16 protein-coding genes and 1 tRNA gene are annotated in these 12,282 nt (G+C 68.6%); 5 read left to right on the forward strand and 12 right to left on the reverse strand.

Annotation, left to right across the window (positions count from 1 at the left end; genetic code table 11):
* Positions 1-25 precede the first annotated feature (25 nt).
* Both IEX84_RS11455 and hpt read right to left on the reverse strand, forming a co-directional pair.
* On the reverse strand, positions 26-322 hold the full coding sequence (locus IEX84_RS11455; RefSeq protein WP_188872714.1) for a hypothetical protein: 297 nt from the start codon (positions 320-322) through the stop codon (positions 26-28).
* A 143-nt stretch (positions 323-465) separates the two neighbouring features.
* On the reverse strand, positions 466-1,032 hold the full coding sequence (gene hpt, locus IEX84_RS11460) for a hypoxanthine/guanine phosphoribosyltransferase (RefSeq protein ID WP_188872715.1): 567 nt from the start codon (positions 1,030-1,032) through the stop codon (positions 466-468).
* A 196-nt stretch (positions 1,033-1,228) separates the two neighbouring features.
* Here hpt and IEX84_RS11465 point away from each other — a divergent pair, with 196 nt between their 5' ends.
* The 4 genes from IEX84_RS11465 to IEX84_RS11480 all read left to right on the forward strand — a co-directional run bounded on the left by IEX84_RS11465 (position 1,229) and on the right by IEX84_RS11480 (position 3,283).
* Complete coding sequence (locus IEX84_RS11465) at positions 1,229-1,741, forward strand: DUF7549 family protein (protein WP_188872716.1); 513 nt, start codon at positions 1,229-1,231, stop codon at positions 1,739-1,741.
* A gap of 39 nt (positions 1,742-1,780) precedes the next feature.
* Complete coding sequence (locus IEX84_RS11470; RefSeq protein ID WP_188872717.1) at positions 1,781-2,140, forward strand: TRAM domain-containing protein; 360 nt, start codon at positions 1,781-1,783, stop codon at positions 2,138-2,140.
* A gap of 232 nt (positions 2,141-2,372) precedes the next feature.
* Positions 2,373-2,795, forward strand: a complete 423-nt coding sequence (locus tag IEX84_RS11475; protein WP_188872718.1) for a type IV pilin — start codon at positions 2,373-2,375, stop codon at positions 2,793-2,795.
* A gap of 2 nt (positions 2,796-2,797) precedes the next feature.
* Entirely contained in the window at positions 2,798-3,283 is a 486-nt protein-coding gene (locus IEX84_RS11480; RefSeq protein WP_188872719.1) for a type IV pilin, read from the forward strand.
* A gap of 1,061 nt (positions 3,284-4,344) precedes the next feature.
* On the opposite strand, the gene IEX84_RS11485 is transcribed toward IEX84_RS11480, so the two are convergent.
* From IEX84_RS11485 to IEX84_RS11510, 6 genes are all read right to left on the reverse strand, one after another.
* Positions 4,345-4,482, reverse strand: coding sequence for a hypothetical protein (locus IEX84_RS11485; RefSeq protein WP_188872720.1), 138 nt, complete (start codon positions 4,480-4,482; stop codon positions 4,345-4,347).
* Between the two features lie 308 nt (positions 4,483-4,790).
* Positions 4,791-5,147 carry a hypothetical protein gene (locus IEX84_RS11490; protein ID WP_188872721.1) on the reverse strand — a complete coding sequence of 119 codons (357 nt, stop codon included), beginning with the start codon at positions 5,145-5,147 and terminating at the stop codon, positions 4,791-4,793.
* Complete coding sequence (locus tag IEX84_RS11495; protein ID WP_188872722.1) at positions 5,144-5,371, reverse strand: hypothetical protein; 228 nt, start codon at positions 5,369-5,371, stop codon at positions 5,144-5,146. The genes IEX84_RS11490 and IEX84_RS11495 overlap by 4 nt, the downstream gene beginning before the upstream one ends.
* Positions 5,372-5,593: 222 nt before the next feature.
* Positions 5,594-5,770, reverse strand: a tRNA-Trp gene (locus tag IEX84_RS11500).
* 46 nt (positions 5,771-5,816) lie between these two features.
* Positions 5,817-6,044, reverse strand: coding sequence for a DUF5795 family protein (locus tag IEX84_RS11505; RefSeq protein ID WP_188872723.1), 228 nt, complete (start codon positions 6,042-6,044; stop codon positions 5,817-5,819).
* A 54-nt stretch (positions 6,045-6,098) separates the two neighbouring features.
* The gene (locus tag IEX84_RS11510; protein ID WP_188872724.1) at positions 6,099-6,947 is read right to left on the reverse strand and encodes a DUF5794 domain-containing protein; all 849 of its coding nucleotides are present in this window, start codon (positions 6,945-6,947) and stop codon (positions 6,099-6,101) included.
* A 372-nt stretch (positions 6,948-7,319) separates the two neighbouring features.
* Between IEX84_RS11510 and guaB the strand changes: the two genes are divergently transcribed.
* The gene (guaB, locus tag IEX84_RS11515) at positions 7,320-8,816 is read left to right on the forward strand and encodes an IMP dehydrogenase (protein WP_188872725.1); all 1,497 of its coding nucleotides are present in this window, start codon (positions 7,320-7,322) and stop codon (positions 8,814-8,816) included.
* Between the two features lie 165 nt (positions 8,817-8,981).
* On the opposite strand, the gene coaBC is transcribed toward guaB, so the two are convergent.
* From coaBC to IEX84_RS11535, 4 genes are all read right to left on the reverse strand, one after another.
* Positions 8,982-10,133, reverse strand: a complete 1,152-nt coding sequence (coaBC, locus tag IEX84_RS11520) for a bifunctional phosphopantothenoylcysteine decarboxylase/phosphopantothenate--cysteine ligase CoaBC (protein ID WP_188872726.1) — start codon at positions 10,131-10,133, stop codon at positions 8,982-8,984.
* A gap of 59 nt (positions 10,134-10,192) precedes the next feature.
* Positions 10,193-10,732: a type IV pilin gene (locus IEX84_RS11525; protein ID WP_188872727.1), complete on the reverse strand. Its 540-nt coding sequence runs from the start codon at positions 10,730-10,732 to the stop codon at positions 10,193-10,195.
* 70 nt (positions 10,733-10,802) lie between these two features.
* The gene (locus IEX84_RS11530) at positions 10,803-11,339 is read right to left on the reverse strand and encodes a type IV pilin (protein ID WP_188872728.1); all 537 of its coding nucleotides are present in this window, start codon (positions 11,337-11,339) and stop codon (positions 10,803-10,805) included.
* A 115-nt stretch (positions 11,340-11,454) separates the two neighbouring features.
* Positions 11,455-12,204 (reverse strand): FAD-dependent oxidoreductase, encoded by a 750-nt coding sequence (locus tag IEX84_RS11535; RefSeq protein ID WP_188872729.1) that lies wholly within the window; start codon positions 12,202-12,204, stop codon positions 11,455-11,457.
* Positions 12,205-12,282 lie beyond the last annotated feature (78 nt).

The following is a 12,282-nucleotide window of genomic DNA, read 5'->3' on the forward strand; positions in this document are numbered from 1 at the left end:
CCTTTCCCGCTCTCCGTCGCACTCCCTATTCGAGGAGCCGTCGGAACAGCCGCCAACAGCCGTACGTGAGGGCGAGGAGACCGCAACCGAGGCCGAGTATCGGGAGGCTCACGCGAAGCGGGACCGACCCGTACGCCGTGAGGCCGGCGGCGAACGCCGCGCCGAAGCCCGCGAGCGCGTAGCCACAGACGAGCGCCGCGATGCCGACGAGCGCACAGAGCGCGCACAGCGGGCCGCGGGCCGACTCCGGGACGCGGGAAACCGAGAGCGAGAGCGGAAACGAGAACGAGCGCGAACGCGAGTCCGGGCGGTCGGGAGCCATCCGGCCGGCCGTACGCACCGCCCGCACGTCAAGGCGTCCCCTCGAACCGCGCGTGCGATGTCGCTGCCTCCGTCGTCGGGGTCCTCGCTTGCGACCCTCGACGGCCGCGAGAGCGTCGGCGCGCCGAACTGACCGGTCTCCCGTTACCCGTCGCCGTGCTCGTCCGTGATGACGACTTCGCCGTCCACGACGTCGACGTTGATCAGCGTCTTCACGTCGACGTCCGTCTCGTCGAGGTCGTTCGGGCCAGCCTTCTTGATGACCGCGAGGACGTCCGCGACGTCCGCGCCGACGTGTTCGAGGGCGTCCGTGATCGCGCGCAGCGTCCCGCCCGTCGAGAGCACGTCGTCGAGGACGACGACGCGGTCGCCCTCCTGGACGTCGTTGATGTACATCTCGGACTCCGAGTAGCCCGTCTGCTGGGTGAGCGACACCTCGTCGTCGAGGCCGTACTCGCGCTTGCGGATGACGACGAGCGGGATGTCCGTCATCAGCGAGAGCGCCGTCGAGATGTGGATACCCATCGCCGCCGGCGTCACGATCTTGTCCACGTCGTCGAGGTCCGCCTTCCGGATGAGGCGGATCGTTATCTCGCGGAGGAGCTCGGGCTCCAGCATCGGCACGCCGTCGCTGATCGGGTGGACGAAGTAGTGATAGCCGTCCTTCTCGATGATGGGCGCGTCGAGCAGCGAACGCTTCAGTCGATCCATGTCGCCACTTCGAGCGCGCGCAATAAAGCCTGACGGACCGTCCGGCCCCGTCACTCACCTCGCTTCCCGACCCGTTCCGTTTCCCGCCCGTCGTCCCGCCTCGTTCCGTTTCACGCCCGTCGTCCCGCCTCGTTCCCCGTCCCACCGCGCCCCTCGGCGGACACGCTTAAGCCCCCGTCCCGGATAGCCGGGTACGATGCCACGCTGGACCGCCCCCGAGTACGAGAACCCGCTCGCCGTCGTCTTCGTCTGGGTCAGCACCCTCCTCCCCTGGGAGGTCGCGTACGCCGCGCTCCCCGGCCCCGGCGTCTCCGTCCTCTTCGTCCGCTGGCCGTTCTTCCACCTCCGCCGGGTCGCCGACCTGACGGGCCCCGCGAGCGAACTCTCCGTCGCGCTCTCCCTCGGCGCCTACCAGTACCAGGCCGGGACGACCATCCGCACCGGCTACCTCGTCTGGACCGTCGTCTCGCTCGCCTCCCTCTGCCTCCTCGCCTTCAGCGTCTACTTCTACTACCGCGAGGACGCCGTCCTCGCGCGCCTCGACCGGCCCGCGCGGCTCGTCGGCGTCGCCCTCTGCGTCACCGGCCTCAGCTACCTCGGGGCCGGCTACGCCATCTACACCACCGGCTTCGGCGGCCTCCACGTCCCCGTCGGCGCGCTCTTCCAACTCCTCTTCGGCGCGCTCCTCCTCACCAACGACCCCGCCTGAGCCGCGGGCCATAAGTACCGGCCGCGCGAGGTGGCCGATATGGCCCCGGTCCCACCCGTGCTGCTCGCCGCCGCCGCCGTCGTCGTGCTCCTCGTCCTCACCGCCCTCTGGTGGCGCTCGCGCACCAGCACCGACGCCCGCGAATCCAAGCGCGCCCACGACGCCGCCCAAGAGCGTGACCCGCCGGTCGACATCGGCGAGACGTACGAGTTCGGCGTCACCGAGTTCAGCGACCACCACTCCGGCGAGCGCGTCGCCGTCGGCAAAGTCCAGGGCTTCGTCGTCTTCACCGAGGACGTCCCGAACGCCGTGGACGAGGGCGACGTCATCCGCGCCAAAATCATGTCGTTCAACCGCGACAACACCTCCGCCGACGCGACCTACGAAGGCCGAGCCTGAGACTCACCGCGCCGTCGCCGACCCGTACGGGCACCCACGGTATCGGCGGCCGACCGAGCAGGCCACGACTCCGCAGCCGTTCCGGCCGCCCCGTTTAAGTATCCAGAAGCGCGACCGTTCTAGCAACGTCGGAGTCCCTCGTAGGACCGATACGTCGACGGAACCACCCGCCGACCCCGACGGACGCCACCGCGGCGTCCCGCGACCTGCGACCCCGACGCGAACCCGAACCATGAACATCAAAGCACTCCTCGACGACGACCGCGGCGTCTCGCCGGTCATCGGCGTCATCCTGATGGTCGCCATCACGGTCATCCTCGCCGCCGTCATCGGCACCTTCGTCCTCGGTCTCGGCAGTAACGTCGGCAACAACGCACCCAGCGCGACGTTCAACTGGGACTACGACTCGGGTACGGAGAATCTGACCGTGACGCACCAGGGCGGCGACGGACTCGATAATTCGACCATCAACGTCACGGGGACTCCAGACCCCGACGAGATCACGTACAGCGGCCTCGGCGACGACCGCTGGACGGCCGGCGATAGCGCGACGCTGAACTTCACCAATACAGACGGTGCTGAGTCGGCACAGGTCGTCTGGCAGTCTTCGGGTGGTTCGTCCTCGATCATCGGTGAGTGGGAGTACCAGGGCTAACGATGGACCTGAACCAACTCCTTAGCGACGACCGCGGTGTCTCGCCGGTCATCGGCGTCATCCTAATGGTCGCCATCACGGTCATCCTCGCCGCCGTCATCGGCACCTTCGTCCTCGGCCTCGGCGGCAACGTCGGCAACAACGCCCCCAGCGCGACCTTCAACTACGACTACGAGAACTTCAGCGACGACAACGCGAACAACACGATCACGATTACGGACCAGGGTGGCGACAGCCTCGACAGTAGTACGATCTCCGTGACGATTGGGTCTGCGACCGCCAACGCGACAGATGGTACCACCTCGTTCGGCACCTCTCCGGACTACACGATCACCAGCACGGATTGGAACGGTGACAACATCCAGGCTGGCGATAGCATCACGATTCAAGGGAATAACACGGAACCTAGTGACGAAACCGTTCAGGTCGTCTGGCAGTCCTCCGGCGGTAGCTCGTCCATCATCAGTTCCTCGACGACCCCGAACTGACACCGTCGCTCCGCGGCCGGCTTCTCTCTGCGTTTTTCGCGTCGTCCGTGACCGACCGGTGGACGCCGAACTCCGCCTCTCGACCTCCCGCCCAGCCGTCGCCGCGACGATTCCTCCGACCACTCGTCGTGACGCGGGTGTCCGCGGCGGCGCGCTCTTCACGCTGGCTCGGGCGACCGACACGTCCCGGGAGTGACTCACGCCTCCGCACGCGCGGCCAACCTTCCGACGCTGGTCGGTGGCGTCGCTCCGGCGGTCACGCGACGGCAAAGACCGACAGGTGCTCCGCCGAAAGCGAGTGCCGGGTAGCTGCCAGTCCGTCGGTGGGCGATAGCGCGGTCGCTCTTCACCCGACGTAAGTGGAAGAAAGTAGAACCCGCCGAAGGTGGTACGTACAGAATGGGGCCGGCGGGCCTCGAGACAGCAGGGAGACGAAGATACGGCTAAGAGACGTGTTCTAAGCGGCCGTCTCAGAGACGCCGTCGACGAACACTCACCTGGAGAGCGACGAGCTGGTGGACGAGGTGGAGCGAAACCTTCGCGGGCCGATGAAAGAGAGCGCTACGCCCGGTCGATCTGCTTCTTCAGGAACTCGGCCTGTTTCGCGTCGTGCTCTTCGAGGTAGGCGTCGACGTCGTCGACGCTCGCGAGGTCTGTGAGGTTCACGAGTCGCTCCTCGGCGCGTTCGTCGAGCCGTTCGAGGTCGCGCCCGATAGTCGTGGTCGTCGACGTAGAAGACGAAGAGGACGTTGTACGTCTTGTTTCCGTGCGGGACGCCCATGACGAGACGGCAGTAGACCCGAAGTGAGTTGCCGGCGCGGATAACCTCGAGCTCGTCGCATCCCTCGACGGTCTCGTAGATGTAGTGCTGCGGGGCGTCGCTATCGAGCGTCTTGTAGAGGCGTTTGAGAACTTGGAGTTGCTGGTCCCGTCCGAGCCCTCGCATCGACTTCCCGTAGGACTCGGTGAAGATCGCGTAGTTCTCCTCGTCGGAGAGTGGGACGACGCTCACGTACTGACGACTAACGAACGGACACTAAAACACTACGAGAGAACCGCGATTAGAACTTGAGGACGTCTTCGAACTCCTCGTCGCTGAGCGTCCGGCCTTCCTCGAGGTCGTCGAGACCGTCAAGGACACCCGAGGGGACGTCTGCATCCTCCTCGTGGTCACTGTGGTCGGTCTTCGGGGTGCTCATGTCTATGAGTAGACGAAGCACGCAGATAAACCTGTGGGAGAAGGTAGGAAAGCGTGGAGCGGTAGGGAATCGGCTCCCCGGCCAGAATCACACTGTTGTGAGTCCGGCGCGAGAGTGGGTGTGAAGAGAAACGGGATTGTTACGGCGTCGAGAGTGCCGTAAACAGCAAGGAGAGACAGCAAGGAGAGAGGCACCCAGCAGTAGCGGAGTGTTGCTTGCGTACGGGTTGGGCGTGAAACCCGTAGTGGGGCGGCTACGGCCCCGTGGTGGCGCTCACGGCCCTTCGTCGGGCCGTGCTCACAACGGTGTTAGTTCGGCCCTCCCTCGCCGTCGAGGCGAGCTGCAGCGTCCTCGCTCCACTCGAGCCACTCGTCTCGCTCCGCCTGAAGCGCGAGGCGGCCGTTCCGCTTCGTGAGCGTGAGGAGGTTCGCTTCGTCCCGTGGGTCTCGGTCGCCGTCGTCGTCCCGGGAGGTGAGCTTCGCCGTCCACCGCATGACGCACCGGACGGTCTCGTCGGGCCAGTCCTCGGCGTCGATGTCGGTCTTCTCGTCGAGCGCCTGGCGGACGTCGTCGGAGGACATGACGAGTTTCGTGCCGCCCACAGTGCGCGCTTTTCCGCCGAAGGTGGGGAAGACGACGGCGGCGCGCTCCTCGTTGGCGCTCATGCCGTCGTCACCGACTTGCTGGCGACGATCTCGATGTCGGCGGGGTTCGGTCCCGCCCATCGGACGGTGGCTTCCCGCTCGCGCTGCTCTTCCAGGTCGGCGACGCGCTCGCGGAGAGCGTCGTTCTCCGCGCGTAGCTCGCGCACCTCGTCGGCGAGGTCCTCGACGAGCGAGCGAAGGTCGCCGTCCGCGTCGGCGCCGACGCTCGGGGCGTCGGTGCTCATTTGCCCTCACCCCAGAGGTTCCGGCAGGAGCGACAGAGCGGCACCACACCGTGCTGTGGGGTCTCGGTACGGGCGATGCCGTGCGACGCGCTACAGAGGGCGCACGTGCCGCTCGCGACGGCTTCGATCACGCGGACCACCCCGAGAGATGGCGACGGCTCTGGGTGCTTACGTGAGGTAAACGGAAGGAGGCAGAACCTTCCGAATTTGTTAAATGTAGTATGGGGCCGGAGGGATTTGAACCCCCGATCGACTGATATCTCCGGTGCGCCTCGGAACTCCAGAGGGTCGTCGTCGCGGCGAGGTGATCAGCCCGCCACTCGGTATACCAGTCTGGAATTTCGTCCCGGGCGCGTGGCCTCTGGAGTCAGTCGCCATCCCTGGCTTGGCCACAGCCCCACGCACTCCGTCGTAGGGCGATTCCGCCTAAATGGGTTTCGATCCGTTACTCCCGGTCGGTCTCGCGCCAGTCGCACTCCTGGCACTTGTAGCCCGTGACGTACTCGGTGACGCTCGGCATGTAGCCGACGGAGACGACGTCGCCACCACAGTCTGGGCACTCGCGGTCCGTGTCTTCGATGGATTCGGCTTCCATGACGTCGTCGTCCTCGACGAGTTCGGCGAGGCTGTGCGGCGTCACCATCCGTCCTTGGACGACGCGGTTCGCTGGCATACGTTCGTCGAGGGACGGGACGGCCGTAAACGCACCGTTACCCGCGCCGCGCCGTCACAGCCAGGGGGCGCGTTCCTCGCCGTTCTCGCCGGGGTAGCCGTAGGGCGCGTCGGCGTCGGCGCGGTCGTCGCTCCCGGCCGTCGTCGCGTCGGCCTGCCCGGGGTCGATTGCGAGGAGGCCGGCGAGCGCGAAGACGGGGAGCGCGGCGCCCTCGGGGACGATACCGAAGAGCGAGAGGGCGAGCGTCCCGAGTGCGACGGCGCTCCCGAAGCGGAAGCGGTCGATGTCGAGCAGGTGCCGGAGGTGGGGTTCGAGGAGCGCGACGACGAGCGCGAAGCCGACGGCGACGGCGGCGGCACCCGCGGCGGCGACGACGACACCGGGTTCGACGTGGACGGCGAGCGTCGCGGACGTCGGCCGGACGCTCGCCAGCAGCCCGAGCCCGACGACGATGCCGGGGCTGGGGAGGTAGTCGCCGATGCGCGAGCTCGCAGTCTTCGCGGCGATGGCGAGGACGACGAACGCGGCGAAGCGCTCGAAGATCGCGGTATCGAGGACGCTCTCGATGGTGGGGGCGAGCGCGGCGACGGCGACGGCACCGACGACGAGCGGGACGCCGACCGTGAGGACGGCGTGGGCCTTCTCGCGGCGGTCGCCCTGCATCTCGACGAGGACGACCGCGACGGTGGCGCTCCCGCCGAAGACGAGCAGGCCGACCTGCAGCGCGCCCGTCGGGACAACGAGCGGTCCGACGGCGGTCGTCTGCGTGAGCGCGCCGCTGAGGACGAGCGCGGCGAAGATGCCGTCCACGAGCGGGAGCAGCATGACGGTGGCGAGGAGTCGCGTCGCGCCGCCGACACGCCGCTCTAAGCGGAGGGCGACCGGGTGGCCGGAGATACTCATCTCAGGGACGATGGCCGTGACCACCGGCCGAACGGCGATAGGCGGGATGGTACGACGACGGCCGCGGGGCCATCTGTCGCCGCCAGAAGGTGGAGGCCCCCATGACTGTCCCCGCGCAGGATTTTGTAAAGTCGCCGGAGCGCTGTGGCTGGTCACCGGCGATACGGACTGCGAAGGGACTGAGGGAGTCCATACCCGAACGTTTCCGATTGAGAGACATAAGCGTTGTGTGGGGTGTGGCCGCACGCGGCGCTCGCGGCGCTCGCCGTCTCCCGACGGCGCCGGGGCTCGGTATGCACGACCGTGGCGATGTTCCCCGCACGGCGTGGCCGGTTACGGAACGTTTTTGCGTATCGCGCGAACACGATTTACATGGCGAACGACGAGCGACCTAGTGGTACCTTCTCCGAGAAGCTCGACGTCCCCGAAGCGCTCACGTTCGACGACGTGCTGCTCCGTCCGGCAGAGAGCCGCGTCGAACCCGACGAGGCCGACGTCTCCACGCGCGTCTCCAAGAACGTCTCCCTCAACGTCCCCATCCTCTCCGCGGCGATGGACACCGTCACGGAGAGCGAGCTCGCCATCGCGATGGCGCGCGAGGGCGGGCTGGGCGTGCTCCACCAGAACCTCGACGACGACGAGCTCGTCGCCGAGGTCGAGCGCGTGAAGCGCGCGGACGAACTCGTCATCCGCCGGGAGGACGTCGTCACCGCGTCGCCCGACCAGACCATCGAGTCCGTCGACGCGATGATGGAGCGCGAGGGCGTCTCCGGCGCGCCGGTCGTCGACGACGACGACCGCGTGCTCGGCATCATCTCCGGGACGGACATCCGGCCCTACCTCGAAGTGGGCGAGGAGGACCGGGTGAAGGAGGCGATGACGGACGAGGTCATCACGGCGAGTGCGGACGTCGACGCGCGCGACGCCCTCGAACTCATGTACGAGCACAAGATCGAGCGCGTCCCCATCGTGGCCGACGACGACCGGCTCGTCGGCCTCGTGACGATGCAGGGCGTGCTCGCCCGCCGCGAGCACGAGGACGCCGCCCGCGACGACGACGGGCACCTGCTCGTCGGCGTCGCCGTCGGTCCCTTCGACGTCGAGCGCGCGACGGCCGCCGACGAGGCCGGCGCGGACGTCGTCTTCATCGACTGCGCGCACGCGCACAACCTGAACGTCATCGACTCCGCCCGCGAGATAACGGAGACAATCGACGCGGACGTCGTCGTCGGCAACGTCGGCACCGCGGAAGCCGCCGCGGACGTCGTGGACTTCGCGGACGGCGTCAAGGTCGGCATCGGTCCGGGCTCCATCTGCACGACGCGCGTCGTCTCCGGCGCGGGGATGCCCCAGATAACCGCCGTCTCGCAGGTCGCGGACGTCGCCGCCGACTACGACGTGCCCGTCATCGCCGACGGGGGCATTCGCTACTCGGGCGACGCCGCGAAGGCCTTCGCCGCGGGGGCGGACGCAGTGATGCTCGGCTCCTACTTCGCCGGCACCGACGAGGCGCCCGGGCGCGTCATCACGATGAACGGCAAGAAGTACAAGCAGTATCGGGGGATGGGCTCCGTCGGCGCGATGCAGTCCGGCGGCGGCGAGCGCTACCTGAAGGAGGACGACGCGGACGAGGAGTACGTCCCCGAGGGCGTCGAGGCCGCGACGCCGTACAAGGGCCCGCTCGCCAGCGAGCTCCACCAGCTCGTCGGCGGCATCCAGTCCGGCATGGGGTACGTCGGCGCGGCGACCATCCCCGAGTTCAAGAACGACTCGGAGTTCGTTCGCGTCTCCTCGGCCGGCCAAACCGAGGGTCACGCCCACGACGTGATGATAACGGACGAAGCCCCGAACTACAGTCCGGGGGAGTAGGTCGGCCCTGCGGGCCGACCGAACATCGAGCGGGAGCGGCCGTAGGGCGCGACACGCGAGAATAACGCGGGTGGCGCGGAGAACCGCGGTGTACCGAGCGGCGGCGCGCCGGAGCGCGGGTGGCGCGATACGTGCGCCGTCTTTTCGCGCCTCGCTACACGCGCGCTACAGTTCGCCGACGAGTTCGTCGGCGACTCTGAGTCCGAGCCCGTCCTTCGAGCCCGCGTACTCCGCGTAGTCGTCGCTTCGCACGACGAGCGCGCGCGTCTCGTCGCCGCCCATGACGCTCGCGTCGTTGGCGACGACGAACGCGAGGCCGGCACGCTCCATGATGCGTCGGGCCTCCCGAACCATCGCGTCGTCGTCGCCGCTCGTCTCCGCCTTGAAGCCGACGAGCGTGAGCGCCGGGTGTTCCTCGCGGACGGTGTCGAGGAGCTTCGGCGTCGCCTCCAGGTCGAGCGTGAGGTCGCCGCCGCTGCGTATCTTCTCGTCGGCGGGTTCGACGGTGTAGTCGGAGATGGCGGCCACCGAGAGGAGGGCGGCGGCGTCCTCGCAGGCGTCGAGGACGGCGGCGAGCATCTCCGCTGCGGACTCGACGCGACGAACGTCGGCGTAGGGGACGTCGTCGCCGTCGTGGACGAGCGTGACGTCCGCACCCCGGACGTAGCACGCGCGGGCGACCGCACGGCCCGTCCGACCCGAGGCGCGGTTCGTCAGCACGCGCACCGGGTCGATGCGCTCGCTCGTCGCCCCCGAGGTGACGACGACGCGCTCGCCCGCGAGGGGCCGCTCGCCCGCGGCGCGCGCGACGTCGAGGCAGATGGCGTCGAGGCTCGCCAGTTTCGCCTTCCCCTCCTCGATGCGCGGGTCGACGACGTCGACGCCCCACGATTCGACGCGCTCCAGGCTCTCCAGGACGCCGGGATGGTCGTACATCGGTTCGTGCATCGCGGGCGCGAGGACGACGGGGACGTCCGCGCCGAGCGCCGTCGTCGCCGTCGTCGTGACCGGCGTGTCGTCGATGGCCGCCGCGACCTTCCCGACGGTGTTCGCGGTCGCGGGCGCGACGAGGTAGACGTCCGCCCACCCCTCGCGGCCGCAGAGTTCGACGTGCTCGACCGCGCCCGTGAGTTCCGTCGTCACGTCGTGTTCGGTGGCGAACTCCACCGCCCACGGGTGGACGATTCCCCGCGCGCCGTCCGTCATCACGGCGCGCACGGACGCCCCGCGTCGCCGGAGTTCGTGGGCGAGTTCGACGACCTTCACCGCCGCGATGCTCCCGGAGACGCCGAGCGCGACGTTCACACCCTCCAACATGGCTCACCCTCGGCGTCCCCGCCAGTAAAAGCGTCCGCCTTCGCGGCGGTCGACGTCGGTTACGTCGTGAACGACGCGATCTCGTAGGAGTCGCCGGGGCTGATCTCCCCATCATCTTGGGCCTCTACCGGCTTCGACGTCCAGTAGACCGAGATCGACGTGTCGGGCGCGCTCCCCTCGGGGTCGAGGTAGACGGTCTCACCGGCCTCCCAGGTGTCGCCGATTCCGGTCTGGCCGTCGCCCTCCGAGAACAGCTCGCGCTCGGAGGCGTCCCCTTCACCTGCCCGCGTGTTGCCCGTCGCCGACCCGATGTCGACCGGCTTCGACGACGTCAGGTACAGTTGGTCGGTCTGGAGCGGGCCGCCGGATTCGAGCGTGACCGCGATCAGGTTGTCCTCGCTGTCGCTGTAGTCCGTCCCGCCGCTCGCGTTCGTGATTCGATTGTCGACCGACACCGTCGGCGCTTTCGCCTGCGTCTCCCCGGCGAGGTTCATCACGAACGGCGTGACCGCGCCGACGAGCACGACGACGATTCCGACGAGTAGGATGACTCCGATGACCGACGATGCGCCGCGTGCGTGTCCTCTGGTATCCCCCATCACACCGAGCGTCGTCGTGTAGGGCCAAAATACTTTTCACGGAGACAGTATCGCGGCGGTCACGCGACCGTCACGCGGTGAACGACGCTAGCTCGTAGGAGTCCGACCCGCCGACCTCGCCGGGGTTGTTCCCCTCGACGTCGCGGGTGTTCCAGTATATCGTCACGTCCGTCCCGCTCGCCACGCCGACGGGGTCCACGTAGACGGTCTCGCCGGCCTCCCAGGTGTCGCCGATACCGACCTGCGGCGGGTTGTCCATGTAGGACTCCGTGAACGCCTCCAGGCCGCTCGCCTGGCTGTCCGAGTCCGCCGTCGGGCGGTCCGAATCCGGGCCCGCCCCGATGTCGAGCGGCTTCGACCCGCCGACGTAGAGGTAGTCCGTCTTCACCGGCCCGCCCGACTGCTTGGTGATGGCGACCAGTTGCTCGCCGCTCCCGTCACCCCGGTCAACGAGTTCGTGCGACACCGAGAGCGTCGGCGCGGTCGGTTGCGTCTGCCCGCCGAGCCCGAGCGCCAGCGTCCCGACCGTGACCGCCAGCAGCGTCGTGACGGCCAGCAACAACACGACCCCGATGACCGCCGACACGCCCCGCTCGTTCCCGGTCATGGGTGTCGACTCGCGCGCCGCGCCGATAAGGCCCGCGTCGGCCTCGGACGCCGATACGTGTCGGCGCTCGGGCGGCGCCTCGACGGTTCGCCTCGCCGTTCCGTGTCCCGTCCCGCTACTCGTCTTCGTCGTCGTCCGCGACGCTCGGGTGCATCGTCGGCTCGTCCGGGTGGCGCTCGGCGAACGCCGCGCGCATCCGCTCCATCGAGTCGCGCTCGCGTGCCTCGCGCTCGTCCTCGTCGATCTCCTCGACGCCCGGCGGCACCTCGCGCCCGCGGCCCGTGAAGTAGCCCTCGGGGGCGACCCAGTCGTGGTAGTACGGCACCTCGGAGTCCTCGACGACCGTCAGGCCGACCTTCGCGCCGTGGCCCGCGACGACCGTCGTCTGGTGGGGTTCGGCCGCGAGGCGGCCCGCGACGTAGAGGCCGTCCACGCCCGTCCGCCCGCGCTCGTCGACGTCGACGTACGTCTTCGACCCCTGCTGGTCGAGCGCGAGGTCGAAGGCGTCGAGGTAGCCCGGGTTCGACTTCGTCGCCGCGATGGCGTAGTCGCCCTCGTAGACCTCCGCCGCCGTCTCCGCGACGAACTGCCCGTCGAGTTCGTCGAGGGTCTCCACCTCGCCCGTGACGCGCGTCGCGCCGGCGTCGGCGACCTGCTCGTCGAGGAGGTCGAGGAACGTCCGGGGGTTCACGCCGCCCGGGAAGCCGGGGACGTTCTCCAGGTGGCCGTTACGCCGGAGTATCGACTCCCCGGCGTTCACGACGGTCGTCTCGAAGCCCGCCCGCGCGGTGTAGAGCGCGGCGTTCAGGCCGGCGACGCCGCCGCCGACGACGATCACGCTCGGCGCGTCCTCTGGGTGACTCATACCCCCGCTTCGGGGCGCGCGCACCACAATCGTTCCGGAACGCCGACGCCACCACTTATGCCGTCCGCGCGTCCACGT

The organism is Halarchaeum rubridurum, assembly GCF_014647115.1.
GTDB classification, from domain to species: domain Archaea; phylum Halobacteriota; class Halobacteria; order Halobacteriales; family Halobacteriaceae; genus Halarchaeum; species Halarchaeum rubridurum.

What these genes read in the sequence shown, in the direction of transcription:
- IEX84_RS11505 (WP_188872723.1), bottom strand. Translation starts at nt 6,044, where the DNA reads ATGCCAGCGAACCGCGTCGTCCAAGGACGGATGGTGACGCCGCACAGC.
- IEX84_RS11495 (WP_188872722.1), bottom strand. Translation starts at nt 5,371, where the DNA reads ATGAGCACCGACGCCCCGAGCGTCGGCGCCGACGCGGACGGCGACCTT.
- guaB (WP_188872725.1), top strand. Translation starts at nt 7,320, where the DNA reads ATGGCGAACGACGAGCGACCTAGTGGTACCTTCTCCGAGAAGCTCGAC.
- coaBC (WP_188872726.1), bottom strand. Translation starts at nt 10,133, where the DNA reads ATGTTGGAGGGTGTGAACGTCGCGCTCGGCGTCTCCGGGAGCATCGCG.
- IEX84_RS11490 (WP_188872721.1), bottom strand. Translation starts at nt 5,147, where the DNA reads ATGAGCGCCAACGAGGAGCGCGCCGCCGTCGTCTTCCCCACCTTCGGC.
- IEX84_RS11535 (WP_188872729.1), bottom strand. Translation starts at nt 12,204, where the DNA reads ATGAGTCACCCAGAGGACGCGCCGAGCGTGATCGTCGTCGGCGGCGGC.
- IEX84_RS11465 (WP_188872716.1), top strand. Translation starts at nt 1,229, where the DNA reads ATGCCACGCTGGACCGCCCCCGAGTACGAGAACCCGCTCGCCGTCGTC.
- IEX84_RS11455 (WP_188872714.1), bottom strand. Translation starts at nt 322, where the DNA reads ATGGCTCCCGACCGCCCGGACTCGCGTTCGCGCTCGTTCTCGTTTCCG.
- IEX84_RS11525 (WP_188872727.1), bottom strand. Translation starts at nt 10,732, where the DNA reads ATGGGGGATACCAGAGGACACGCACGCGGCGCATCGTCGGTCATCGGA.
- IEX84_RS11530 (WP_188872728.1), bottom strand. Translation starts at nt 11,339, where the DNA reads ATGACCGGGAACGAGCGGGGCGTGTCGGCGGTCATCGGGGTCGTGTTG.
- IEX84_RS11510 (WP_188872724.1), bottom strand. Translation starts at nt 6,947, where the DNA reads ATGAGTATCTCCGGCCACCCGGTCGCCCTCCGCTTAGAGCGGCGTGTC.
- IEX84_RS11475 (WP_188872718.1), top strand. Translation starts at nt 2,373, where the DNA reads ATGAACATCAAAGCACTCCTCGACGACGACCGCGGCGTCTCGCCGGTC.
- IEX84_RS11480 (WP_188872719.1), top strand. Translation starts at nt 2,798, where the DNA reads ATGGACCTGAACCAACTCCTTAGCGACGACCGCGGTGTCTCGCCGGTC.
- hpt (WP_188872715.1), bottom strand. Translation starts at nt 1,032, where the DNA reads ATGGATCGACTGAAGCGTTCGCTGCTCGACGCGCCCATCATCGAGAAG.
- IEX84_RS11470 (WP_188872717.1), top strand. Translation starts at nt 1,781, where the DNA reads ATGGCCCCGGTCCCACCCGTGCTGCTCGCCGCCGCCGCCGTCGTCGTG.
- IEX84_RS11485 (WP_188872720.1), bottom strand. Translation starts at nt 4,482, where the DNA reads ATGAGCACCCCGAAGACCGACCACAGTGACCACGAGGAGGATGCAGAC.